This window comes from Streptococcus hyointestinalis (genome assembly GCF_041225505.1).
In the GTDB taxonomy this organism is placed as follows: Bacteria; Bacillota; Bacilli; order Lactobacillales; family Streptococcaceae; genus Streptococcus; species Streptococcus hyointestinalis_B.
Genome location: NZ_JBCLSK010000001.1, coordinates 72,333 through 97,704, shown reverse-complemented (window position 1 = coordinate 97,704; position 25,372 = coordinate 72,333). Strand labels below are relative to the sequence as shown.

Genomic DNA, 25,372 nt, shown 5'->3' with positions numbered 1-25,372 from the left:
TCACGTCTCCACCTCCTACTTCTTGGCTTAGCTGTTTTATTCATTATATCAAAGAATATGAAAAATCTAAGATTAAAAACCTTAGATTTTTTCGCCGTCTTCTTTTTCTTTTGCGATACGCTCTTTGATTTTGCGCTCTTCTTCTTCTTTAAGCAAGCGCTCTTCTTCGATTTTAGCACGCACTGCTGCACGCTTAGCCTCTGGGTCTGGGTGAATAATGACATTGCCAGACTCGATTTCTTCAAGCGCACGAAGTGTTGACTTGACTGAGGTGAACTCTTGAGTTGGTTTTGCGCCAGCTTCTAGCTCGTGAGCACGTTTGGCTTGGAGAACAACCAAGGAATATTTTGATGGTACCTTGTCTAGCAAAGTATCAATCGATGGTTTTAACATCATAAGCTTTTATCTCTTTCTATCTTTTTTACAGTTTGGGTGTTGATTTGACCATGTCACGGTAGTGACCAATAACACGCTCTACACGGTAATGCTCTGTCTCAATGATATGCTTGACACGCTCAGCAGCAAGGGCAACCTCGTCATTGACGACAGCGTAATCATACTCACTCATGAGCGCAATCTCTTCTTTGGCACGCTCAATGCGTTTTTTGATGACTTCTTGACTATCTGTCCCACGACCCACCAAGCGATCTTGAAGCTCGTCAAGGTCAGGTGGTGTTAGGAAAATAAAAACACCATCTGGTACTTTGGACTTGACCTGAAAAGCCCCTTGCACTTCAATTTCCAAAAAGACGTCAATGCCCTTGTCAAGCGTTTCATTGACATAGGTCAAGGGTGTGCCGTAATAGTTGCCGACATACTCAGCATACTCCAGCATCTCACCTTTTTTGATGAGCTCTTCAAACTCCTCACGGCTTCTAAAATGATAATCAACGCCGTCAACCTCACCAGGACGTTGTGGGCGTGTCGTCATTGATACCGAATATTCAAATTTATGGTTGGGTGTTGAAAAAATCTCTTGTCTCACAGTTCCTTTGCCAACACCAGATGGACCTGAAAAGACGATTAACAAACCACGTTCAGACATGTCAAACCTCCACATTCATTCTCTTTAGTTTACCAAAAAACATAGGGGATTTCAAGCTCGCTTTTCTAAAAAGGAGAAGATATCACTATCTTCTCCTTTGTCTGCCAAAGAGTTCATCTTTATTTTTACGATCGGGTCTAGCATATAAGACCATCATGGATGGGAGTGTCCGTCCTTGCTTGGCTAGAGCACGTCCGACTCTATAGCGTCTGACAAAGGTCACCACTGGTAAAATCAAGTAGGTGTAAACCCCGACATTTGGGTTAAAGTAAGCAAAAATAGCAAAGACAAGAATCCAACCATTTGTCCGCACGGTAAACTGTCTGATCCGATTTTCTAAGGTTTCTTTTGAAATGGTGTCTGGCAGATTTTTAATAAAGCCGTAATTGATATAGCGGAGCCTGATGATGTCTTGAAGCAAGCTAATGACAAAGTTCAACAAAACATAAGCCACAACAGCGATAGAGCGGTCTTCATAGTCCATCATAAACTTGGTCATCAGCGGAATCAGACAGACCAAGAGATGGTTAATCGCATCTAGGACGATGATTTCATCGTTGGTATTGTCTGTGCTAACCTCATTTAGCGTCCTCTCATACCAAAAGTTGAAAATCATGGTAAAGCTCAGCGCAAAAAGCCCGATGTGATTGATAAAGCTACCGAGCTCTTTACTGTTGGTTGGTGCGCTGATTTCTAAGACCAAAATGGTCATAGCAATCGCTACGATAGCATCTCCAAGAGCATCAAAACGCTCCTTAAATTTCTGCATAAAACTTTCTCCTTTTTTCCTTTAGGATACTAGTATAGCATACTTTAGAGCGCATTTACAGCCAATCTTTTTGGCGGGCGAGCTGAGTGGCTTCCATACGATTAGAAACACCAAGTTTGCTAAAGATACGAGAGGTGTAATTGCGCACAGTCCCGTCAGATAGATAAAGCGCTTTTGCGATTTCCTTGCTGGTGAGACCTTGTTCGATATGCTTTAGTATCAAGCGCTCTTGCTGCGTTAATGGATTGTCATCGTAGGCAATGCCCTCAACAAGCTCTGGTGAATATTCTTTGCCGCCAGCAAGGACGGTATTTATGGTTGTCATGAGCTCTGACGTGGAGCGGTCTTTTAGGACATAGGCGTCTACTTTTGCGGCTAAGGCTCGCTTAAAATAACCTTTTCGTCTAAAGGTCGTAACGATGATGACCTTGGTGCCCTTGTGCTCACGCACCCACTCCAGCACCTCTAGCCCAGACTTTTCTGGCATCTCAACATCTAAAATCGCCACATCAACTGGTTCTTTTTCTAAAAGTGTTATCGCTTCTAAGCCGTTGCTGGCTTGATAGACAGTATCCACACTTTCTTCCATGAGGAGCAATTGGCACAGCGCATCACGCAGCATAGACTGATCCTCAGCCACTAATAATCTCATACTCTATCTCCCTCTTGTAACTCAATACGGACAATAGTCGGATGTTTCAAGGAAACAACTTGACTAGTCCCATTGACCAACTGCAAGCGCTCACGAATGCTTTTAAGCTCCTGCCCAGTCAGCTCCTTAAAGCCGACGCCATCATCCTCGCACTCAATAAAGAGCTTGCTGTTACTGTCACGTCCCAAGGTCAAGCGACAATGCCTTGCCTCACTATGCTTGACAACGTTATTAGTCAGCTCACGTAAAACCATGGTGATGGTCGACTGCAGCACAGGCGACAAGCTCTCAAGTTCTAGCTTGTTTGTCAGCTGCAAACTAATCCCAGACAGGTCAAACAAACGCTCAATCTCCTGCAGTTCCTCAGCTACCGTACGGTACTTGAGATTATTGACAATCTCTCTGACTTCATACATGGACTCGTGGCTGATACGATTGATGTCCTCGATTTGCTGCTTAGCGCTCTCATACTGCTTGTTTTCCAGCTGCTTTAGGGCAAGCTCAGTCTTTAGCGTCATCATAGCAAAAGTATGCCCAAGTGTATCATGCAAATCACGTCCGATACGATTGCGCTCATTTTCAGCAGACAAGATGTTTATGGTGCGGTTCTTCTCCACCAACTCCTGCTTGATGAGATGTGCCTGGTGGTCTTTTTTAGAGGCTACTGTAATCCCCATGATAAAGACCAGCACAACCAAAAGCTGCATGGCATTTACCGCTGTCATGCCGTCTCTCACAACCACTGTCGTAACAGCACCAAAAAGGGTCAGATAAAAGAGAATGAATTGCCAAGAAAACCAGTCAGCGTTGAACTTGTAAACCAAAAGGTTAGTCGCAAAGAAAAAGTACCAGACAAAGTTGACATCGCCAAAAACCACCATGCCATAGATGTAAGCAAGGATAAGAAACCAAAACAGCCAGTTGCATTTCGCTAAAATATCTCGTACCAAAAAAAGGTAAGCTATGGCAAATATGATAGTCGCAGGAATCACAAGAATAGCGCTCTTCCAGTCATAAATGGAACTCAGCGCAAAGACAAGAAACAGCAAAGCGACATCGTAGCGAATAAATGACAAGGGGTGTTTTTTCAACGGTCTCCAAACTCCTTTTTCTGACTCGTCCAAAATAGCAGCAGCAAAGCAGCAAGTGCATAAGCAATGAGGACGAAAAATGATGTGTTTATTATTGTACCATTTTTGAGGTAGCTTGTAACTAAGTGATAAAAGTGATAGGTCGGTGTGCACTTGCTGACTGCCTGCAACCAGTCAGGAAACATAGTCAAAGGCATCCACATGCCACCAAGCATAGCTAAACCGATGTAGAGAAGATTTCCAACCGCAGACATGGTTTCGCTGGACTTTATGGTAGATAGTAGCAAACCAAAAGGTAAAAAGCACAGCATGGCAAACATGAGTAAAACCGCTGACATCAGCCACTCTGACATAGGCAGGTTAACTCCACGCACAAAGTGACCCACTGAAAAACTCACAACAATCGCTACAAGGTAAAAGAGAACAATCCGCAACATCTTAGCCAAATAGTAAAGCAGCATAGGAACTGGCGTGTGCTTTAAGAGACGCAAGCGGTTGGTTTTTCTATCCTCTACTAGAGAAAAAGGCAGAGTGAAAAAAGCAAGACTGAGACTAGCAAAGGCTGTCATCGTCATCAGATAGTCTCGTAAAACGGTTTGCTCAGCTGAGCTCGTCCCAACACCCTGCGAGAAAAAGAGAAAGAAACAAGATGGCAAAGCAATCGCCATCACAAGAGAAGTAAGTCCTCGTTTAGTTAACAACCATTCATTCCACATCAAAGCTTTAAACATCGTCATTTCACACTCCCATCATTAAAAATACTATCCATCAAACTACGATTGGTCATCTCGATATCAGCAATCGGACATTTTGCTTCTTCAAGCAAATGCCAGACCAGATCGACCTGACTGCTTGTAAAGCTGATATTGTCCCTTTTTTCCTCAATAGCCGAGGCGTCATCTATCCTCTCTAGCAAATTGCGGTAGCTAATGGGCACCGTAAAGATTTTCTGACGCTTTTCTTTTTTGAGGGCATACGGTGTCGTGTCACGAAGCAACTGCCCCTCTTTTAGAACTAGCACTCTATCTGCCGTCTGCTCCACCTCCTCGATATAATGAGAAGAGTAGATAATGGTTTTATCTTGCGCTTTTAAGTCGTCAATCAAACGCCAAAAATACTGACGTGTCGCCGTATCCATGCCTGCTGTCGGCTCATCTAAAAAGAGAATGTCAGGCTTTCCAATCAAAATCAAAACAAACTGCAACAAGCGCTTTTGCCCGCCAGATAGAGTACTTGCAAAACTGTCATACTGCTTGTCTGAAAAACGCAGCAAGGCTCTTATCTCCTCATCAGAGAGGGTGTCCTTGTAGATGGCTTTTTGAAAAGCGATGAGCTCACGCACCTTCATTTTTTCTTGGACCAAATTTTCCTGAAAAAGGACGGTCACTTTTGACTTTAAGTCCTTTGCCTGTGGCGACTGTCCGAGGATATGAATCTTGCCACCTGTCGTCTTGACATCGCCTAAAAGACAGGACATGAGAGTGGTCTTTCCAGCACCATTTGGTCCAATGAGCGCCACGCACTCACCATCTTCAATCTGAAAACTGATGTCTTTTAAAATGCTCTTATCTGCTACTGCTTTGTTTAAACTTTCTACACGAATCATGTCAAACTCCTTTCTTAAGACACTCTTAGTATAGCAGGAAGTAAAACATGCTCATAGACCCGCTTGTCATGACATGAGATGACTTTTGTCACTTCATCAATAAAACGTTTAGAACCTAGGTTCTAAACGTTTTATTTTGCATAAGTAATGGCACGTGCCTCACGGATAAGGGTGACTTTGATATTACCTGGATAGTCGAGATTATTTTCGATTTTCTTGCGCACTTTATGCGACAAAATCACCATCTCATCATCGGAAATCTTATCTGGACGCACCATGATACGAATTTCACGTCCAGCTTGAAGAGCAAAGCTGTTTTGAACCCCATCAAAACTATTGGCAATGTCCTCAAGGTCACGTAGACGCTTGATGTAGTTTTCGATAGACTCGTTTCTGGCACCGGGACGGGCTGAGCTGAGCGAGTCCGCTACAGCAACAAGGACAGCAATCACCGTCTCAGGCTCAACATCGCCGTGGTGGCTGGCAATAGCATTGACCACAACAGGGTGTTCCTTGTACTTGCGTGCCATCTCTGCACCAATCTCCACGTGACTGCCTTCGATTTCTTTATCGACAGCTTTTCCCATGTCATGTAGAAAACCTGCTCGTCTAGCAAGATCTACATTTTCACCAAGCTCACCAGCAAGTAAACCAGCAAGCTTTGCGACCTCAACAGAGTGACGAAGGACATTTTGCCCATAGCTGGTACGAAATTGCAGACGCCCCATAATCTTAATCAAGTCTGGGTGCAAGTTGGGTGCTCCCACCTCAAAAGCGGCGGACTCACCGTACTCACGAATGCGCTCATCCATCTCCAAGCGGTTCTTCTCCACCAACTCTTCAATGCGAGCTGGGTGAATGCGCCCATCCTGAATAAGCATTTCAAGTGTCATGCGAGCAATCTCACGACGAATCGGGTCAAACCCAGATAAAACAACCACCTCAGGCGTGTCATCGATGATGATGTCAATACCTGTCAAGCTCTCAAGCGTTCTGATATTGCGCCCCTCACGCCCAATGATACGCCCTTTCATGCTATCATCAGGAAGATGGACTGTAGTGACTGTCTGCTCAGGCACAAAGTTGCCAGCTAGACGTTGCATGGCTTGCGCTAGCAGATTTTTAGCAATCTTTGTTGAGCGCTCCTTAATGTCACGCTCTGCCTCACGAATACGCCCCGCAATCTCATGCGTAAGCCCCTCCTCAGTCCTATCTAAAATAAGCTGACGAGCCTCGTCCTTTGTGAGTTCTGCCAAGCGTTCCAGTTCTTGATGCTTTTGTTCTTCTAATGTTGCAACTTGTTTTTCACGCTCATCAATATGTCTAGTACGATCTGTTAGACTCTGCTCCTTGCTTCCAAGGAGCTTTTCACGATCGGAGAGCTTTTCATCTTTTCGATCAAGAGTTGTTGCACGCTCTGTCAAGCGTGTCTCCATTTGCTTTAACTCCTGTCTTTCAGACTTGAACTCTCTATCGACGTCTTCACGATACTTCCTAGCCTCTTCTTTTGCTTCTAAGAGATATTCTTTCTTTTGGGCTCTGCTGTCACGCTCTGCTGACTGGCGAATGTGCTCTGCTTCCAGCTCAGCTTTACTGCGAACATTGACAGCTTCTTGTTCAGCATTTAAAAGAGTTTGTTCTGCGGCGTCTTGCGACGCTTTAAGACGCATCATAATCACCGCATAACCAATAATCAAACCAATGAGGGCACAAACAACAGCAATGATAACATTAAGCATGTTTATACCTCAATCTAAATTTTACTAGCTTTCATTTAAGGAAAGACCACCTAAAATTCTATCATAATTTGTAACAATTCTCAATTTAAAATAACAAGCATTTTTCAAGATTTTATGATATGATAACTAAAAGATGACCTTGTTATAAGGAACACATAATCTACTCTATGAGTACATTTTACAGGAGGAAAACATGTCAAAAGACGTTATCATTGAGAGTTTTGAGCTAGATCATACTGCCGTTAAAGCGCCTTATGTGCGTTTGATTTCTGAGGAAGTGGGACCAAAAGGAGACATTATCACAAACTTTGATATTCGCCTCGTTCAGCCAAACAAAAATGCTATCCCTACGGCTGGGCTTCATACCATTGAGCACTTGTTAGCAAAACTCATTCGCACACGCATTGAGGGGATGATTGACTGCTCACCCTTTGGTTGCCGTACTGGTTTTCACATGATTATGTGGGGACGACACACCAGCACTGAGATCGCAAAAGTCATCACCTCAAGCCTAGAAGAAATTGCTAATGCCACGTCTTGGGAGGATGTGCCAGGAACTACTATCGAGTCTTGTGGTAACTACAAAGACCACAGCCTCTTTTCTGCTAAAGAATGGGCAAAACTCATCCTTTCAGAAGGCATTTCAGACGACCCATTTAACCGCCACGTGGTTTAAAAAAATCAGACGCATGCGTCTGATTTTTTTCTTAATAATCGAGTGCGTCAGAGTGACCAGCGGCATTTCCGACAAAGTAACCTGTCTTATCATTGATAGAGAAGAGATAAGTTCCGTCAGGTTTAAACATGTTGTAATAACCATTGCCGTTGATGATATTGACACGCTCCAAGATAAAGTTATTGCCTGTGATGTAGCCACGTTGGCGTGAAATCTCCAAAATCTTCTCAAGCACACCTGGATTAAATGTCCAAGCAGAGTTTGAGCTATCTGCAATCTTGCTAAAGTCGTATGGTACACGGCTACGGTCACGTTGCAAGATCGTAGGGTCGTAGTTGGTGATACCATAGCTTGACGCTGCAGATACCGTTTGTCCACTTGTTGCTTGAGTGCTGTCTGTTGAAGCTTGTGCTTGCGTTGTATCTGTTGCGGCTGCACTTTGTGTTGTCGTATCAGCTGACGTTGCTGCTTGAGCTGTTGCTTCTTGAGCGCTGGTTAATTGCGCACGTCCATCGGTAACAGCTGCCTGCAAGAGCTTGTCAAGCGTGCTGTTGCCTGTATTTAGCGTGCTGCTAGCCAAATCATCAAAGTTCGCATCTGACTTGACAGTAGCGTCTGTCTGACTACCATCAACAACTCTAGCAGAGTCAAACTTAGCATTCACCACTTGAATAGCCTTGATTTGCACTTCTAAACTGTCGTATTTGCTCTTAGCAGCCTTGTAATAGCTGGTATTTTTCAAAGCGTCTAGCTTGGTCTTTAAATCTGACAGTTGGTCAAACTGGCTGTTTTTGAGAGCTGTTTGCGTATTGTCTGTAAAGAAAGCGTCATAAGATTTTGTAAAGGCGCTGTTAGCTTCTTTAGCCGCCTTAGCACTTGTTGAGCTTGATGTACTTGTGCTGGTTTTGGTCGTTGATGACGTGCTAGTACTTGTTGTTTGGTTTTTATTATTACTAAACCATGTGAAGCAAAAAGCGATGATCGCTAGAACCAAGACAATCAAGCCGCCCCAGACAATACGACGAGAGCGTTTTTGATTGTCCTCTTCAACAAACTTTTCCTCTGGTGAAAGTACTATTTCCTCTTGAGCCACTTCTTCTTTCGCTTCGTTTTTCACAAGCGGTGTGACTTCTATCTCGTCAATGACAGGAGTCTCCTCAACTGGTGGTTGAGGCACTTCCTCGCTAGAAGCAGTCTCTTCTTTTTGGCTTTGCGCTTCAATCTCTTCGAGTTCTTGTAATTCTTGTTTTTTCTTTTCGATAAACTCATCAAGTGAAGCTGTATCTAACTGCTCAAGCTCTGCCACTTTGGTATCAAACTTTTCTGCGGTTACCTCATCACGGTGCTGTTTGATGTAGCGGTCTAACACACCGTCTTCTTCGGTGATACCTGCTTTCATGTCCGCTTCTGCTCTAGCTGCCTCACCGACCGTCATTTGCTGTGCTTTTTCAAAGTCAATGCCATCAGGTTGCTTGCTTTCTGGTTGTTTATCAGTGTCTTTTGTCACAATAAGCTCTCCTAGTTCGTTTTGCTTTGTCGCTTAACCCGTTGCCCAAAGAATTGGTACAAATCTACTCTCAAGGTTCCATTGTAGAGTTTGCGTTTCTTATCCGCTTGGCGTCCAAATTTTTTCTCAAACTGCTCATCGCTAGTCAAAATAAACTGACTCCAAGTCTTCAATGGGGCAAAGGTTTCACCCATTTCATTATACAAAATATCCACTGCTTTGTCATCAAGTAAGCGCTCACCGTACGGCGGATTGGAGATGATGACACCACCAATCTTATCAGTCCTAAAGTCCTGCAGACGCATTTGCTTGAAAGTGATAATATCATCGACACCAGCCGCCTTGGCATTTTCCTTGGCAATCTCGACCATGCGTGTGTCAATATCAAAGCCTGAAATATCAAGCTCAATCGTCTCGTTGATAGCTTTTTTAGCTTCAGCACGCACATTAGCTAGGACAGCTTTATCAACCCATTCCCACTGATCAAAGGCAAAGCTGCGCTTGAGCCCTGGTGCGATATTTTTGCCGATAAGAGCCGCCTCAATGCAGAAAGTCCCTGAACCACAGGTCGGATCCACCAAAGGCTTGTCTGGGTACCAGTTAGACAGCTCTAAGATAGCTGCCGCCATATTTTCCTTAATTGGAGCGCCACCCTTATCCACACGATAGCCACGCTTAAAGAGACTAGAGCCAGTCGTGTCAATCATAATAGTCGCTTGGTCTTTTAATATAGATACTTCGATTTTATACTCTGCTCCAATTTCCTGCAAAGGCACGCCTTCAGGACGATGGTAAACCTTTTGCAGTTTTTTAACAACTGCTTTTTTCGTGATGGCTTGCACACTGGGCTCATTGTGCAATTTTGACTTGACGCACTTAGCTTTGGCAATGGGAAAAGTCGCACCTAGCGGCAGGTAGTTCTCCCAGTCTAGCTTAAAGACACCTTGGAACAGCTCCTCAAAAGTCCTCGCAGGAAAACGTCCAACGATAATTTTGATACGGTCAGCTGAGCGTAGCCAAAGATTGGTCTTTGCGATTGTCTTAATATCACCGTCAAAGTAAACCTTGCCATTATCCACTTGGCAATCAATCCCAAGTGCTCTCACCTCACGCCCAACTATTGCTTCTAAACCAGCTGCTGCTGTTGCTACTAAATTAAAATGTTCTTTCATATCCTACCCTTACTTTCAAAAAGATAGGAGCTGAACCCATAGCCCAGCTCCTAAAAACCTATTATGCAATTTTCTATAAGCCATGTTTTGTTCCGGCGGCAACTAGGTCTTGCCACCTTCGATAATCATCTGTCTACTGCAAAAGCAGTCAGGATAGATCGTTCGTTTCCAACTATCCCATGCCCCTACCAAAGTTTGGGTTGCTAGCTTGAGGGGTTTACCGCGTTCCACTTTTTAGGTTTCCCTAAAAACTACGTCACTGTGGCACTTTTCAGATCTACTTGAGCATATCAAAGACTTAGCTCTTTTGATCGCCGTAAGGTATCGCTACCTCCCTAGGCTTATTTTTTCGCCTAGCACAAACACTACCGGCATCACAGCCAGTGCTAGCATGGACTTTCCTCATGGTATCTAAACACCACGCGATTATCCAAAAATTGCACAGTTTTTATTATTCTCTGATTTGTTTGCCGAAGACTTCCTTTTCAAGGCGACTAATACGTTTTAAAACATCTAGGTTAGTCGCAGTTTGCGAGCTTTTAACAGCTTGCGGTTGCTCCGCATAGAAAGAATTGATCTTGCGATAAGCTGAAGCCATGTCTTTTGGTTGTTCGGCATTGGCTTTTTTTAGGTTGGCATTTTCTGCCTTCAAGCGCTCAATCTCTGCCATAAAGGCTTCATAGTCCTTAATGACATCATCCAAAAATTCATCTACTTCGCTACGGTCATAACCACGCATGGCAACCTTAAAGTCTTTTTCAAAGATATCCTTGGGGATATATTTCACATTCATACGGCTCTAATCTCCCTTACATTCAAATCGTTAGCGCACTAAGTATACTAAGGGCTTCTTAATGATACCTAAATTTACGCTAAAAATCAAGCTAAATAAGGTCATTACACTAAAATATTACCTTTATTCTTCTTGTGCGATTTCATTTAAGCGATCAAAAGTCAGATAGGTTATGGGATAGTGGCTCTCACTTCTCATAAGCCCTAAAAGGTACTTGAGATTAGTCTCTAGCTCCTCATCATAAAAGAGATAAGCTTCGTCAGTGTTACTAATAGCAAAGCGATTGTGGTTGGCAAATTGGCTTGGATTGTCATAGTGAGGATACGAAAACTTAATAAAATCAACGTTTTTGAAAGCTTGTAACTTTTCTTGATTAGTTTCATTCCAGTTGCTACCGTGATTTTCAAAAGGAAATAGTGTTGCCATACTAAACTCATAACCTTCTTCTTTTAAGTCCTTTGCCACCTCAAGCGCCCAATACTCAAAGCCGAGATTGCCCATAAAAATGAACCAGTCTGTCCCCTCATCCAAAAAATGAATGAGGTCTTTTCGTATCGCTCGCTTAATAATCGCAAGCTTAGGATCGCTATCTGCAAAGATCCCCAACTCAAAACTTTTATAGCCCGAAATTAAAACTGCAGTCATTTTATGTAATCCTTTCTGAAAATATGGTATAATAGTATGGCTTATAACTTATAAGGAAAATGGTGTTAGGAGTTTTCAACAATGGTAAACTATCCTCATGGACTTATTCGTAAAAGCACCCCTCTTCGTTCTAACAAGTCTAAGCGTAAAACGGTGGATTTTGCTAACCGTGGGATGAGCTTTGAGGCAGCAATCAATGCAACCAATGCTTACTACCTCTCACGCAAGATAGCAGTCATCCATAAAAAGCCAACCCCTATCCAGATTGTCAAGGTTGACTATCCAAAGCGCAGTCGTGCTAAGATTGTAGAGGCCTACTTTAGGCAAGCTTCTACAACAGACTACTCTGGTGTTTACAAGGGACGCTACATTGACTTTGAAGCCAAAGAGACTCAGCAAAAGACAGCCATGCCTATGAAAAATTTTCATCAGCATCAAATTACGCACATGGCCAATGTTGTCGAACAAGACGGGATTTGCTTTGTACTTTTGCATTTTTCAACCTTAAAAGAAACCTATCTCTTACCTGCCAAGCTCTTGATTGACTTTTATCAAGTTGATTTAGGTGCCAAATCCATGCCTCTTGATTATATCAAAAAAAATGGATTTGAAATTGGTTTGGGCGCTTATCCGCAAGTTCCTTACTTGGAAGTTGTGGACGATCATTTATTTTAGGCGGTGATTATCATAAAAAAGACAGTATTTAAATGGCTGAAATATGGTATTGGTATTGCTATCAGCCTCTTCATTGTTGCAGTTATTGCCGGTGCTTCTTTATTTGCTTACTACGCAGCAACAGCACCAAAATTATCCGCAAAATCACTCAAATCAGCAAACTCCAGCTTGGTCTACGATGCCAATAACAACTTGATTGCTGATCTTGGTTCTGAAAAACGTGAGAGCGCAAAGACTAGCGACATTCCTCTCAACTTGGTCAATGCCATTACTTCCATTGAGGACAAGCGTTTCTTTAAACATCGTGGGGTCGATGTTTACCGTATCTTGGGTGCTGCTTTTCACAATCTGACCAGCTCGAGTACCCAAGGGGGGTCTACGCTTGACCAGCAGTTGATTAAGCTCGCTTACTTCTCCACAAAAGAATCCGACCAAACCCTAAAACGTAAAGCGCAAGAAGTTTGGATGGCTATTCAGATGGAGCGCAAATACACCAAAGAAGAAATCCTCACCTTCTACATCAATAAGGTCTACATGGGAAATGGAAACTACGGTATGCTGACAGCTGCCAAGTCTTACTACGGCAAAGACCTAAAAGACCTCTCTATTGCTCAGCTGGCACTGCTTGCTGGTATCCCACAAGCCCCAAGCCAGTACAATCCTTATGACCAGCCAGAAGCTGCTAAGACAAGACGTGATACCGTTCTTCGTGAAATGTACAAAGACGGTAATATCACGAAATCAGAGTACAACACAGCTATTACGACACCTGTCACAGATGGTCTGCAAGAACTCAAAGAGTCTACAAGCTATCCTAAATACATGGATAACTACCTTAAGCAAGTTATCGAGCAAGTCAAGGACAAGACAGGTCAAGACATCTTTACAGCTGGACTCAAGGTCTACACTAATATCATCCCTGAAGCGCAACAACAGCTCTATGATATTTACAACACTGGTCTTTATGTCAACTATCCAGATGATGATTTGCAAGTGGCTTCAACAGTTGTTGACGTCACAAATGGTAAGGTTATCGCTCAATTAGGTGGACGTAATCAAGATACCAACGTCTCCTTTGGTACCAACCAAGCGGTGCTGACAGACCGTGACTGGGGTTCAACCATGAAACCTATCACAGACTATGCACCAGCTATTGAGAGTGGTAAATACACCTCAACAGCTCAGCGTCTGAACGACTCGATCTACTACTGGCCAGGAACAAGCACGCAGATTTACGACTGGGATAGACAATATCTTGGTTGGATGACCATGCAAACTGCTATCCAACAATCTCGTAACGTTCCTGCCGTGCGTGCCCTTGAAGCAACTGGACTAGACTACGCCCTCAAGTTCCTAAATGGACTTGGCATTGACTATCCAGAGTTGCTCTATTCAAACGCTATCTCAAGTAACACCGGCAGCTCCGACCAAAAATACGGTGCTAGCTCTGAAAAAATGGCTGCTGCTTACGCTGCCTTTGCTAATGGTGGTACTTACTACGAACCACAGTATGTCAATAAGATTGAATTTAGCGATGGGACAACTGAGACCTACGACGCTAAGGGTAGCAAGGCGATGAGCGAGACAACCGCTTATATGATGACTGACATGATGAAAACTGTACTGACTTACGGTACAGGGACACGTGCTAGCATCTCAGGCGTTATTCAAGCTGGTAAAACCGGTACATCCAACTACAGCGATGATGAGCTTGCTCAAATCGAAGCGTCTACAGGTATCTACAACAGTGTCGTAGGTACTATGGCGCCAGATGAAAACTTTGTTGGCTACACCAACAAATACGCTATAGCTGTCTGGACAGGTTACAAGAACCGTCTCACACCAATCTATGGTAACGGTCTTTACGTTGCAACTGATGTCTACAAGGCGATGATGACCTATCTGACAAACGGTTACAGCTCAGACTTCACAATGCCAAGCGGACTCTATCGCAGTGGTGGCTACCTCTACTTGAGCGGCACAACACCAAGCTATTTGAGCACAGCAACTACCTATAGTAGCAGCTCAAGCACATCTACTAGCACGTCCTCTACTGATGAGAGCGAAAGCCAAGATGAAGAGGATGAGTCAAGCACTGAAAGCTCCTCTGACACAAACTCTCAACAAACAGATACAGAAGATGACGACAGCGAGGACAACAGTACCGTAAACAACGGTAATCATTTTAACAACCCATAATAAAAACCAACCTTAGGGTTGGTTTTTATAGTCAACTGAAACAAGAGCAGGACTTGCTATACAGAAAGCCCCATCCAATAAACATGACCACTACCAATCCAAGGACCAACAAGTGTCATGATAATGGCTATCATGCAGACATTAAACAAGATAGTGATGGTGATTTTGGCACTAAAACTATCTGTCTCTGCTGTAAAACGATTCATGAGCTTTTCTGCTGGTGAATGTATCAAAAGAACGAGAATGACGATAATCAGCCAAATCCTAGGTAGAAGCGTGAGAGTGTGCTGATAGGTCTCAAGCGAAAAGCCCTGCGTCAAGCAAGAAATCAAAGGTGCAATAAGATTGACAGAGATAAGAGACACAATCAGCAAAAACAAGGTAAATTCACGCTTGTTGCAAGGTAATCATGTAAAATGCCATTTTTCCTCCTAAAAGACAAAAAGAAACCAGCCACTGGGCTGATTTCTTTTACGCCTTATCTTTATGAAATAACTTTATGATGCTTTCATTATAGAACCTTTGGTCTGAAAAAACAAGATTAGTGACTTGCAAGAGCTCCCATTGGATCCCACGGTGCAAGTACTTGTGGCTCTGCTTCGTAGGCTTTGAGTTCTTCTTCGGTTAGCAAGTCTTTACGGACAACGATTTGGTAAGTGTACTCGTCCATCCAGCTATCAGATGCGACAAAGTAACCTTTTTGTCCGACCTTGTCTCCCCATGAGTTTTCAACTTTCCATTTGAGGGATTTACCATCGGCATCCAAATCAACACCTGTCAAGACCATAGCATGTGTCATGAGACTCTCACTGTAGTCTAGACGTCCTGCCTTGTCTTGAGTCAAGTGGATGTCCATGCTTGATGCGAAATCGTAAGTGTTTGTCGCCATGATACCAGCTTGACGGTCGCTTGATTGACCGACATCAGAACCAAACCAAACAGTTTCTCCAGATTGTAATTGAGCGATAGCGAGTTCTTTGAAGCGATCCATCTCAAGGTTGATGTACTTGACTGGGCGGCTACCCACGACATTTCCAAGGAGCTCAACAGTGTAAGATTTTCCAAATGGTTTGTCAGCTGTTGGGGCATTGATAACAGAAACGTAGTCAGAGAGTTTTAAGCCAACATACTTTTCAAAGAAAGCTTGCGGTGTGATGTCTTTTTCCACGTGATAAGCATTGTCTTTATCACGGAAAGCAAAGTCAAATTGACGTGGTGGCAAGCCAAGTGTCATAGCTAAGAAGTTAAAGATTTCTTGGAGAAGCTCTTCTTTCTTAGCTTGAACAGCAGCTTCGTCTGCTCCACTCTTAATCAAGTCACGCAAGATTTGCGCATCTTGGCGAAGGAGTTTGTTTAGGTATTGGTTCAGTTCACGGCTGTTGCTTGAAGCGACAGATTCTGGGTAGACGGATTTTGGTACAACACCGTATTTTTCAAAAAGGGAAACGACCATGTCCCATTGACCACCGTCTTGTTGAGGAGTGTCAAGGAGAAACTTAACCTTGCGGCTCTCTGTTAACTCAGAGGCGGTTGCGATGATTTGCTCTAAGAACCAGTTTGATTTTTCATACTTGTCCCAGAAAAAGGTGTGAGCTTGTGACAGCTCAAAGTTTTCAAGCTTGAACTCGCTGATGAGTTTATGGCGGAAAGTGTTTAGAGCAGCAAACATCCAGCAGCGTCCAGACGCTTTTTGGTTAGCGACTTCATCTTTTGTCAAATCAATAGAAAAAGCGTAGTCGTTGTCCACAGCACTTTGGCGGGTTTCAAGAGATTTCAAAAGCCCGTTGTGAGTGACGGCATTTTCAATAGCACGGTACTTGGCATTTTCTTCAAATGCTTGGTAGAGTTTGTCTGTAAAGTTTTGTGTTAATTCTGACATAATTCCTCCTTTGTTGCATTTTATATGTGATAACACTTAGCATTATAGACCTTTCTTAGATTTTTTCAAGTCGTAATGGCTTAGGCTTTCCAAAAATCATCAAATATCGTAATTGGCAGATGACGCTTGTGTTCGCCTTTTTTCCACCAGTTTGCGATAGTATCTTGGGCAGATTTAGAGATGGTCTTACCTTCTAGATAGTCGTCAATCTCATTGTAAGTGACACCGAGCGCTACCTCGTCGGCGATACCTGGTTTTTCCTCTTCAAGGTCGGCTGTTGGCACTTTTTCATAAAGCGCTTTGTCAGCTCCCAGATACTCAAGCAACTGCTTACCTTGACGTTTATTGAGGCGGAAAATCGGTAAAATATCCGCACCACCATCGCCAAACTTGGTGAAAAAGCCTGTGAGGTTTTCTGCAGCGTGGTCTGTCCCAATGACAGCACCAGAGGTCTCACCAGCTACTGCATACTGGCTAATCATGCGCTGACGTGCCTTGATATTGCCTTTGTTGAAGTCTGAAATGCTAAGTCCAGCCTCTTCTAGGGCAGCTACCTGCGCATCAACAGCGCCTTTGATGTTGATGGTCATGGTTTTATCAGGTTTGATAAAGGAAAGCGCCGCTTGCGCATCGTCCTCATCAGCCTGCACCCCATAAGGCAGGCGAATAGCGATAAACTGATAATTTTCCTTTGTCTCAGCTCGCAATTCCTCAACAGCTAGCTGAGCAAGACGCCCTGACAGACTAGAGTCCTGTCCTCCTGAAATGCCTAAAACATAGGTCTTAAGGAATGGGTGTTTTAGCATGTAGGCTTTTAGAAAATCAATGGATTTTCTGACTTCTTCTTCTGGGTTGATTGTCGGTTTAACGCCTAATTGGCGGATAATATCTTCTTGTAAGGTCATTTTACTTCTCCTTTGGCGTAGGTATCACGGCGGATACGGTCAATTAAGTTCATCTTGTGCTGCCAAACATCACGTGCCAAGTCCACAGGATAATCTTGCGGATTGAGCACCCGCTTGTACTCATCCCAGAGCTTGTCAAACTCTTTTCTAGCATAGACTTGGATGTCCTCAAGACTCGGCAGACTGTAGACCAACTCTCCTTTGTCAAAGATGTCTACTAAAAGCGGCACAGCGTCAAAATCACGCACGGTTTTGTTGATATAAGTATAGGTCGGATGGAACATCTCAATCTCATCAAGACTGGTCACATCGCTGTCAGAAAAGGTGATATAGTCTCCTTCAGACTTGCCCTTTTCACGGCTGGTAATGCGCCAGACCTGCTTTTTGCCTGGGGTTGAGACTTTTTCAGCGTTGTTTGAGAGCTTGATACGGTCAACCATTTGCCCATTATCATCCTCGATAGAGACAATCTTATAGACCGCACCGAGCGCTGGCTGGTCATAGGCTGTAATCAGCTTGGTACCAACGCCCCAGACGTCTATCTTAGCCTTTTGCATTTTGAGGTTGAGGATGGTATTTTCATCAAGGTCGTTAGAAGCGTAGATCTTAGCATCAGGAAATCCTGCCTCGTCCAGCTGCTGACGGACTTTTTTAGACAGATAGGCAAGGTCACCAGAATCTAAGCGCACGCCCAAGAAATTGATACTGTCTCCCAGTTCCTTTGCGACACGAATAGCCGTTGGCACACCGCTTCGAAGCGTGTCAAATGTGTCCACTAGAAAAACACAGTCCTTGTGAGTCTTAGCATAAGCCTTGAAAGCCTCGTAGTCATTGCCATAAGCCTGCACAAGCGCATGCGCATGCGTTCCTGATACTGGAATGCCAAAGAGCTTTCCGGCACGCACATTGGACGTTGCATTGGCGCCACCAATGACCGCTGCACGTGTCCCCCAGATAGCAGCGTCCATCTCTTGGGCACGGCGTGTGCCAAACTCTAAAAGCGGCTCATCATCAATCACCGAGCGAATGCGAGCTGCCTTGGTCGCCACCAAGGTTTGAAAATTGACAATATTTAAAATCGCTGTCTCCACCAACTGACACTGAGCCAGTGGCCCTTCGATTTGAACGATAGGTTCATTGGCAAAGACCAAATCACCTTCTCTTGCTGAGCGCACAGACAAGGTCATCTCCAAATGACGAAGATAATCTAAAAAAGGCTCGTCATAACCTAGCGTCTCTAAATAAGCCAGATCACTTTCAGAAAACTTGAGATTTTCCAGATAGCGCACGATACGCTCCAAACCTGCAAAAACAGCGTAGCCATTTTTAAAAGGCTCTTTTCGAAAATAAACTTCAAAGACTGCATTTTTATCATGAATGCCCTGCTCGAAATAGACCTGCATCATATTGATCTGATAGAGATCGGTGTGCAAGGTTAAACTGTCGTCTTGAAACATAGATACTCCTCCAGACGGGTTCGCCCGCTTTCATCATTAGTTAACATTATAACATATTTTAAAAATAAGGTTAAAACATTGTGATTTTTAGAACATATCACAGCAAAAAAAAGCCTAGGACTTTGCCTAGACTTTCTATTTTAGTAATGTTCTGTGATGTAGTGGTAGACACCCTGTCCTGCGATAGCGCCCTCACCAACGGCTGTAGCAATCTGACGGAGGTCTTTTTGTCTGACATCCCCAATGGCAAAGACACCAGGAACCTTTGTGGTCATGTCTGTATCTGTGATGACCCAGCCACTCTCATCGGTGATACCAAGGTCAGACACCATGTGTGAGGCTGGATTCATACCGACATAGATGAAAATGCCTCCAAAGGCATGCTCAGACAGCTCACCTGTCTTGACATTTTCCACAAGAACACCACTCACCTTTGTCTCATCGCCCTTGATTTCCTTGACGACTGAATCCCAAATAAAGTGGATTTTGTCATTGGCAAAGGCTCTATCTTGGATAATCTTTTGCGCACGCAACTCGTCACGACGGTGGATAATCGTCACTGACTTGGCAAACTGCGTGAGGTAAATAGCCTCCTCCACCGCAGAGTCACCACCACCGACAACTAGTAGGTCTTGGTCTCTAAAGAAAGCTCCGTCACACACCGCACAGTAAGAAACCCCACGGCTGGTATACTCTTCCTCACCAGGTACACCTAAGAGGCGATATTTAGCACCTGTGGCAAGGACAATGGTCTTTGCTTCATAGCTAGCATCCTCAGTGATGACACGCTTGATGTCACCGTCAACTTCTACTTTTTGGACGATACCGTAGATATTTTCAACTTTGAATTTCTCAAGCGGCTCGTACATTTTCATAGAAAGCTCTGGTCCTGAGATGTTATCATATCCTGGATAATTTTCAATCTCAAAGGTGTTGTTCATCTGACCACCAGGAGCTCCTTGCTCAATAATCCCTACCTTGAGGTTAGATCTAGCAGCATAGAGAGCTGCTGTCATCCCTGCTGGTCCTGAACCAATAATCAATGTATCGTACATCACATATCCTCCTTAACTGATAAAACGTCAACTGCTGTTTGTAGCCTATATTGTATAGCAAAAGGTCAAAAAAGCCAACTGTTATGCTCTCAACATGACAATCAGCGTGGTAAAGGCAAAGGCAAGTATAGGGACAGTAATCAAAGTGATGATAATCATATCATATAAAAATGACTGACGTTCTTTGGCTGTTTTATCCTTATGTCTAGACATCCGCCACAAGAGCCATATCCCACTCACAGCTAGAGTCACTATCAAAGCTGTCAACAAGCCAGAGCCGTAAAATTGCACCATTTGAAAAAACATACCAAAACCTCTTATCCTTAGATTATCATACGAAAAAGGTTGGGACTAAGCCTCAACCTCGCTATAAACATAACTTCTAAGACTGTTTAATGCGCTTATATATCACCTTTTTAGTGATAATCACTTTTCATTATAACAAAAGTTCCGCCTTAAATATAGGTTTTACTATAATTCGCAAAAAATTCTTTGGTGCGCTCTTTTTTAGGGTGCTTAAAGATTTCTTCTGGTGTGCCTTGCTCAAGGATACGCCCATCTTCTAAAAAGAGAACCTTATCTGCTACTTGATAGACAAAGTTCATGTCATGACTGACAAGCACCATGGTCTGTCCTTGCTTAGCTGCGTTGGCGATGGATTTTTCAACCTCTCCGACAAGTTCGGGGTCAAGGGCACTGGTTGGCTCATCAAGTAAGAGCACATCTGGCTTCATAGCAAGTGCACGAGCCAGCGCCACACGCTGCTTTTGCCCACCTGAGAGGTGTCTTGGGTAGTGGTTTTCACGGTCAGACAGTCCGACCTTGGCTAGCTCTTCCTTGGCAATAGCTGTCGCTTCTTGGTCAGACATTTTTTTGACCACTTTTAGACCTTCTTTGACATTGTCAAGGGCTGTGCGACGCTCAAAGAGATTGAACTGCTGAAACACCATAGCAAGCTTTCTGCGTAAGGCCAAAATCTGCTCTTTAGTGATGGTTTTAAAATCCACCTTGAAATCATCAATAGTGATAATGCCTGAATCTGGCTCTTCAAGGTAGTTTAAGCTACGTAAGAAAGTAGACTTCCCCGCACCAGAAGCACCGATAAGCGCAACAACCTCCCCTTGCTCAATGGTTAGGCTCAAATCATCCAGCACCTTATTGCCAGAAAAAGATTTTGATAAATGTTCAATGGTAATCATCAATGTTCTCCTTCCGTAATCACATTGGTAATCGTCTCTGGAGTCTTTATCGCCATACGGCGCTCAACGAAGTTGCCAATCTGCTCGATGATGATACTAATCACCCAGTAGACAAGGGCAACCGAGATAAAGCGCTCAAAGTAGCGATAGTCTGAACCACCTAAAATCTTGGCTTCGGCAAACATCTCAACAATCCCTGCGTTAAAAGCAAGTGATGTCCCCTTGGTCAAGCCAATCAAGCTGTTAATCAAGGTTGGGGTCGCAATGACCGCAGCATTTGGAATGATGACACGACGATAAATCTGAGCCGTTGTCATCCCCAGACTCTTAGCTGCCTCAATCTCACCATCATTAACTGCTAAAATAGCAGCACGCAAGGTTTCACTAGTGTAGGCAGCCTCGTTAAAGGCAAAGGCTGCAATGGCAAAGACCTCGGCAGGAATAGCATTGACATTCCAGTTGAAACCGTAGCGCTTATTGAGGTAATTGAGAAAGAGCGGAATACCGTAGTAAGTCAGCATCAATTGCACCAAAATCGGTGTCCCACGCAAGAAACTCACAAAAACCGCTTGGATAGGGTAGATGATTTTGGTTTTATTGATTTTGACAATGGCAAACAAAAGTGCTAGAAGTAAGCCAAACAAAGCGCCAAAAAAAGTTAAACTAAGGGTAATCGGCAGGCGGCTTAAAATCTCTGGAATGCCGTTAAAGACGGCACGTAGACTAAAGGTCTGACCCGATGGGATATACTCCATTAAGCGATCGTACCAAGCCCATGATGCTAAGACTAAATTCATCTGCTATTTTCCTTTTCTATCGTTTTTCTATTTTACCATTGTAACACCACAAGAGCGATTTTGTAAATGATTTAAACCTCATCCCGTGATAAGAAAAAGCTATCACTGTGATAGCTTTTTTATAAGACTCAATCAATATCACTCACATAATCTCCACCAAAATAAGTTTTGCTGAGTTTGGCTAGGGTGCCATCTTTTTTCAAGGCTTTGATACGCTTATCAATGAAGGTTTTGAGTGTTTGTCCTTTATCGTTCTTAGGAAGGAGCAGATACTCAAGACCTTCGGTTGATTTTTCGATCTTGTCCTTGACGCTTGAGACCGTCAAATCCATGCCTTGGTCTTTGACGATATAGCTAGATGAGATGGCGTCGTAGAGGATAAAGTCAATCTTGCCACTTTCGATATTTTTCAATCGGCTGGAGATACCTGTAGTCCCTTCGACATAGTTGATAGTGATTGGTGTCTTGTCGGGGTGTTCAGCGTTCCAATTTTCTAAAATCTGAGCATAGTTTGAGCCTGCGATAGCTTCTGTAGTTTTGCCTGAAAGCTGGCTAATAGAGGTGTATTTCTTGCCTTTAGCTGAGGTGATGGCGTAGTTAGAGCGTGAGATAGGATCTGAGAAAAGGTATTTTTGCGCACGCTCTTCATTGTAGTTATAGTCGTTAGCTGCAAGGTCATACTTGCCAGCATCCAAACCGACAGTGATACTATCAAAAGGGACAGTCTTGAAAGTGATCTTGTATTTAGACCCCTTAAAAATCGCCTTGACCACTTCGATGTCATAACCTTTAAAGCTATTGCCTTTTTTATAAGTAAAAGGAGCTGTATCAGAGTCTGTCGCAACGACAAGTGTCTCCTTGCTGTCAGCTTGAGCACTGAGGCTTACACCAGCTAAGAGAACAGCTAGACCAAGAAAAATAATCTTCATACGTTTCATAGACATACCAATCTTTCTGTTTAAGTTTGATGTAAGACTAGTCTAACACCAATTGACAGACTTGACTAATACCTCTTTTCTATCAAGCTATAAGAAAAAGCTATCACAAAAGCACCCCCAATTGAGGTGCTTGTATGGTTTTAAAAACTTTGGCGCTTGGCTTTACGCTCTGCACGTCCTTTAGCACGGTTGGCAGCACGGCGTTCTTTGCGGCGCTTTTCATCCACTTTCCACTGGATTTTCTTCTTGTAGCCCGGCTTGATTTTTTTCTTTTTCTTTTTAACCAAACCAATCATTTCAGTGTCTAGTTTTTGGTAAGATTTTTCACGGTTTGCCCTGCGGTCACGGTCGTAAGTGTCTTGAAATTCACCATTTTTGATGACCTTTGGTACAAAGCGAATGCCCATCTTCTCCAGCTCACGAATATCAGAGTCATCACTTGGCTGATAAAGGGTAATGGCAATACCAGAAAGCCCATTACGCCCTGTACGCCCAACACGGTGGACAAAGAAAGACAGATCTTGAGGAATGCTGTCGTTGATGACATGGCTCACGCCCTCAATATCAATCCCACGTGCCGCAAGATCCGTTGCGACAATGTACTCATAGTCTAGCTGCTTGACTTGGTTCATGATACGCTTACGCTCACGTGGCGAAATTCCTCCGTGAATCTTTGCCACCTTGAGCCCATTGCTGGACAGATAAGCATGCAAATCATCCGCACGTTCCTTGGTATTGACAAAAATCATGGCAAGAAATGGCTGCAAGAGTTTTGAAATTTCTAAGATTTGCGCATTTTTATCACGTCCTTTGGTAGAAATCAACCAGTTGTCGATAGTGTCTGCGATGACTGTCTCTGTCTTGATGGTTTCTATAACAGGATTGGTCAGGTATTTCTTCAAGAAGGGTTGCAATTTTTGTGGAATGGTGGCTGAAAAGACCAAAATCTGCACGTCTTTTGGCAGACTGGCTGCAATCTTGTCCACAGTCCCCAAAAAGCCCATGTCCAGAGTCATGTCCGCCTCATCCACAACAAAAGTGTGCGCCTTGTGAATATCAAGGTCGCCGGACGCGACTAAGTCATAGATACGCCCAGGTGTGCCGATAACGATATGTGGCTGGCTTGTCTTGAGCTTTTCAATCTGGCGCTTCTTGTCCGTACCGCCCACATAGTGCCCAATGCGAATAGGATTTTTGGCATGGCTTGCGATTTGCTTGGTTGCTTGGTAAATCTGGGTTGCTAGCTCACGGCTAGGCGCTGTGATAACCACTTGTGTTTCATTTTTAGCTTCATCTAATTTCTCAAAAATAGGGAGCAAGAAAGTGTGGGTCTTTCCTGAGCCAGTCTTTGACTCACCAACCAAGTCACGTCCAGAACGCACAACTGGAATCAGCTTTTGCTGAACGGGTGTTGGATCGACAAAGCGAAGCTCATCAAGCGCTTCTTGAATGTAAGGTTTAAAGTTAAAATCTCTAAAAGTCATATCTTCTCTCTCTTTGTTTTCGTTCTTTTTATTATAGCATGATTGCCCTTTAAAAAGCAAAAGACTGAGGAAATTCTCAGTCTATCGCCTTATAAATAGAGAATGGCTAAGGTGATGGCTGACATGACAATCCCAACACCCCACAAGAAAGCGTCAACTCTCCACTCACTCCAAGTTGACCCCTTCCCAGTCAAACCACCTAGCTCTAGGTGATGATGAAAAGGTGTCATCCTAAAGATACGCTTGCCTTCTCCTGTTTTTTTCTTGGTGTATTTAAAGTAAGTCACCTGTAGCATGACAGAGGCTGTCTCAAAGACATAGACAAAACCAATGAGAAGTAGTGTCCACTCTTGACGCAGGGCAATAGAGATGGCTGCTAGCATGGCACCAAGAGCGAGGCTACCGACATCTCCCATAAAGACCTTAGCTGGCTTGTGGTTAAAGACAAAGAAACCTAGCAATGCCCCAATCATGGTCACAATAATGGTCAAAATATCAAACTGCTTTTGCATAATGGCAATAACAGCGTAAGCAACTAAACTAATCACAACAGAGATAGACGCTAGCCCATCAATACCATCTGTCAAGTTGACCGCATTTGAAAAGCCGACAACCCAGAAAAGCACAAAGAGCAGATAAAAGACTCCTAAGTGCAAGTGATAGCCAAAGATGTTAATCGAGTCTGTCCCACTTGGACGCACATGGATAAAATAGAAGAGCAGCCCCGCAATAATCTGCAAGCTCATCTTCTGCCAAGGCGTGAGGCCTTCGTTGATTTGTTTGAAAATTTTCAAGAAATCATCTAAAAAGCCGATAATCCCATAAATCAAAACGACCAGTAAAATACCAAGCGGAGCGCCTAGAGGAGCTTTGTCAAACAAGCTAAAGACAAATCCTACAATGATAGCAACTGCTAGAAAGACTGTCCCTCCCATCGTAGGTGTCCCAGCCTTTGCTAGGTGCTGCTTAACATCTTCGTGCATTTGTTGACCACCAATTTTCTTTAATTGGTAATAACGGATAAACCTTGGCATTGCAAGAACGGTTAGTATAAACGCAATAGCACCTGCCAATAAACTGATTGTCATG

Annotated in this window: 25 protein-coding genes, 1 other RNA gene and 1 pseudogene; 3 read left to right on the top strand and 24 right to left on the bottom strand. The window is 43.6% G+C overall.

The genetic code is table 11. The annotated features are described in order from the left end of the window. Positions 1 to 81 precede the first annotated feature (81 nt). From rpoZ to AALA56_RS00520, 8 genes are all read right to left on the bottom strand, one after another. Positions 82 to 396 (bottom strand): DNA-directed RNA polymerase subunit omega, encoded by a 315-nt coding sequence (gene rpoZ / locus AALA56_RS00555; RefSeq protein ID WP_164682422.1) that lies wholly within the window; start codon positions 394 to 396, stop codon positions 82 to 84. Between the two features lie 25 nt (positions 397 to 421). After that, positions 422 to 1,045 (bottom strand): guanylate kinase, encoded by a 624-nt coding sequence (gene gmk, locus AALA56_RS00550; RefSeq protein WP_369908277.1) that lies wholly within the window; start codon positions 1,043 to 1,045, stop codon positions 422 to 424. An 85-nt stretch (positions 1,046 to 1,130) separates the two neighbouring features. Continuing rightward, positions 1,131 to 1,814, bottom strand: a complete 684-nt coding sequence (locus tag AALA56_RS00545) for a TMEM175 family protein (RefSeq protein ID WP_369908276.1) — start codon at positions 1,812 to 1,814, stop codon at positions 1,131 to 1,133. A 55-nt stretch (positions 1,815 to 1,869) separates the two neighbouring features. Continuing rightward, on the bottom strand, positions 1,870 to 2,466 hold the full coding sequence (locus AALA56_RS00540) for a response regulator transcription factor (protein ID WP_369908275.1): 597 nt from the start codon (positions 2,464 to 2,466) through the stop codon (positions 1,870 to 1,872). After that, a complete protein-coding gene (locus AALA56_RS00535; protein ID WP_369908274.1) occupies positions 2,463 to 3,557 on the bottom strand; it encodes a sensor histidine kinase in 1,095 nt (364 codons plus the stop codon). The genes AALA56_RS00540 and AALA56_RS00535 overlap by 4 nt, the downstream gene beginning before the upstream one ends. Beyond that, on the bottom strand, positions 3,554 to 4,294 hold the full coding sequence (locus tag AALA56_RS00530) for an ABC transporter permease (protein ID WP_369908273.1): 741 nt from the start codon (positions 4,292 to 4,294) through the stop codon (positions 3,554 to 3,556). The genes AALA56_RS00535 and AALA56_RS00530 overlap by 4 nt, the downstream gene beginning before the upstream one ends. Then, on the bottom strand, positions 4,291 to 5,163 hold the full coding sequence (locus tag AALA56_RS00525; protein ID WP_369908272.1) for an ABC transporter ATP-binding protein: 873 nt from the start codon (positions 5,161 to 5,163) through the stop codon (positions 4,291 to 4,293). Before AALA56_RS00525 ends, AALA56_RS00530 begins: the two co-directional genes overlap by 4 nt. A 131-nt stretch (positions 5,164 to 5,294) precedes the next feature. Next, the gene (locus tag AALA56_RS00520) at positions 5,295 to 6,902 is read right to left on the bottom strand and encodes a ribonuclease Y (protein WP_115268470.1); all 1,608 of its coding nucleotides are present in this window, start codon (positions 6,900 to 6,902) and stop codon (positions 5,295 to 5,297) included. 193 nt (positions 6,903 to 7,095) lie between these two features. On the opposite strand from AALA56_RS00520, the gene AALA56_RS00515 reads away from it, so the two are divergent. Then, complete coding sequence (locus AALA56_RS00515; protein WP_369908271.1) at positions 7,096 to 7,578, top strand: S-ribosylhomocysteine lyase; 483 nt, start codon at positions 7,096 to 7,098, stop codon at positions 7,576 to 7,578. A gap of 31 nt (positions 7,579 to 7,609) precedes the next feature. Here AALA56_RS00515 and AALA56_RS00510 read toward each other — a convergent pair whose 3' ends face one another. The 5 genes from AALA56_RS00510 to AALA56_RS00490 form a co-directional block, all read right to left on the bottom strand. Next, on the bottom strand, positions 7,610 to 9,085 hold the full coding sequence (locus AALA56_RS00510) for a cell division site-positioning protein MapZ family protein (RefSeq protein WP_369908270.1): 1,476 nt from the start codon (positions 9,083 to 9,085) through the stop codon (positions 7,610 to 7,612). 11 nt (positions 9,086 to 9,096) lie between these two features. Then, positions 9,097 to 10,257, bottom strand: a complete 1,161-nt coding sequence (locus AALA56_RS00505) for a THUMP domain-containing class I SAM-dependent RNA methyltransferase (RefSeq protein WP_369908269.1) — start codon at positions 10,255 to 10,257, stop codon at positions 9,097 to 9,099. 71 nt (positions 10,258 to 10,328) lie between these two features. Continuing rightward, an RNA gene (gene rnpB, locus AALA56_RS00500) (RNase P RNA component class B) lies at positions 10,329 to 10,695 on the bottom strand. A gap of 13 nt (positions 10,696 to 10,708) precedes the next feature. Beyond that, entirely contained in the window at positions 10,709 to 11,050 is a 342-nt protein-coding gene (gene gpsB / locus AALA56_RS00495; protein WP_369908268.1) for a cell division regulator GpsB, read from the bottom strand. A gap of 123 nt (positions 11,051 to 11,173) precedes the next feature. Continuing rightward, the gene (locus AALA56_RS00490) at positions 11,174 to 11,695 is read right to left on the bottom strand and encodes a DUF1273 domain-containing protein (protein ID WP_369908267.1); all 522 of its coding nucleotides are present in this window, start codon (positions 11,693 to 11,695) and stop codon (positions 11,174 to 11,176) included. Positions 11,696 to 11,776: 81 nt separating this feature from the next. Between AALA56_RS00490 and recU the strand changes: the two are divergent. Together recU and pbp1a are read left to right on the top strand one after the other, a co-directional pair. Next, a pseudogene (gene recU / locus AALA56_RS00485) lies at positions 11,777 to 12,402 on the top strand (Holliday junction resolvase RecU). Continuing rightward, a complete protein-coding gene (gene pbp1a / locus AALA56_RS00480; RefSeq protein ID WP_440210891.1) occupies positions 12,380 to 14,569 on the top strand; it encodes a penicillin-binding protein PBP1A in 2,190 nt (729 codons plus the stop codon). Before recU ends, pbp1a begins: the two are co-directional and overlap by 23 nt. A 56-nt stretch (positions 14,570 to 14,625) precedes the next feature. Here pbp1a and AALA56_RS00475 read toward each other — a convergent pair whose 3' ends face one another. From AALA56_RS00475 to mraY, 11 genes are all read right to left on the bottom strand, one after another. Further along, on the bottom strand, positions 14,626 to 14,943 hold the full coding sequence (locus AALA56_RS00475) for a hypothetical protein (RefSeq protein WP_369908265.1): 318 nt from the start codon (positions 14,941 to 14,943) through the stop codon (positions 14,626 to 14,628). Between the two features lie 167 nt (positions 14,944 to 15,110). Continuing rightward, positions 15,111 to 16,448 carry an aminopeptidase C gene (pepC, locus tag AALA56_RS00470; protein WP_369908264.1) on the bottom strand — a complete coding sequence of 446 codons (1,338 nt, stop codon included), beginning with the start codon at positions 16,446 to 16,448 and terminating at the stop codon, positions 15,111 to 15,113. 80 nt (positions 16,449 to 16,528) lie between these two features. After that, positions 16,529 to 17,353 carry an ammonia-dependent NAD(+) synthetase gene (nadE, locus tag AALA56_RS00465; RefSeq protein WP_369908263.1) on the bottom strand — a complete coding sequence of 275 codons (825 nt, stop codon included), beginning with the start codon at positions 17,351 to 17,353 and terminating at the stop codon, positions 16,529 to 16,531. Then, on the bottom strand, positions 17,350 to 18,810 hold the full coding sequence (locus AALA56_RS00460) for a nicotinate phosphoribosyltransferase (RefSeq protein WP_276770340.1): 1,461 nt from the start codon (positions 18,808 to 18,810) through the stop codon (positions 17,350 to 17,352). The genes nadE and AALA56_RS00460 overlap by 4 nt, the downstream gene beginning before the upstream one ends. Positions 18,811 to 18,950: 140 nt before the next feature. Then, a complete protein-coding gene (gene trxB / locus AALA56_RS00455; RefSeq protein WP_369908262.1) occupies positions 18,951 to 19,865 on the bottom strand; it encodes a thioredoxin-disulfide reductase in 915 nt (304 codons plus the stop codon). A gap of 81 nt (positions 19,866 to 19,946) precedes the next feature. Continuing rightward, on the bottom strand, positions 19,947 to 20,171 hold the full coding sequence (locus AALA56_RS00450; protein ID WP_369908261.1) for a DUF4059 family protein: 225 nt from the start codon (positions 20,169 to 20,171) through the stop codon (positions 19,947 to 19,949). A 149-nt stretch (positions 20,172 to 20,320) separates the two neighbouring features. After that, on the bottom strand, positions 20,321 to 21,064 hold the full coding sequence (locus AALA56_RS00445; RefSeq protein ID WP_369908260.1) for an amino acid ABC transporter ATP-binding protein: 744 nt from the start codon (positions 21,062 to 21,064) through the stop codon (positions 20,321 to 20,323). Continuing rightward, entirely contained in the window at positions 21,064 to 21,861 is a 798-nt protein-coding gene (locus tag AALA56_RS00440) for an amino acid ABC transporter permease (protein ID WP_164682385.1), read from the bottom strand. The genes AALA56_RS00445 and AALA56_RS00440 overlap by 1 nt, the downstream gene beginning before the upstream one ends. A gap of 128 nt (positions 21,862 to 21,989) precedes the next feature. Beyond that, on the bottom strand, positions 21,990 to 22,799 hold the full coding sequence (locus AALA56_RS00435; RefSeq protein ID WP_369908300.1) for a transporter substrate-binding domain-containing protein: 810 nt from the start codon (positions 22,797 to 22,799) through the stop codon (positions 21,990 to 21,992). A 140-nt stretch (positions 22,800 to 22,939) separates the two neighbouring features. Next, a complete protein-coding gene (locus AALA56_RS00430; protein WP_369908259.1) occupies positions 22,940 to 24,283 on the bottom strand; it encodes a DEAD/DEAH box helicase in 1,344 nt (447 codons plus the stop codon). An 89-nt stretch (positions 24,284 to 24,372) separates the two neighbouring features. Further along, a complete protein-coding gene (mraY, locus tag AALA56_RS00425) occupies positions 24,373 to 25,371 on the bottom strand; it encodes a phospho-N-acetylmuramoyl-pentapeptide-transferase (RefSeq protein ID WP_369908258.1) in 999 nt (332 codons plus the stop codon). Position 25,372 lies beyond the last annotated feature (1 nt).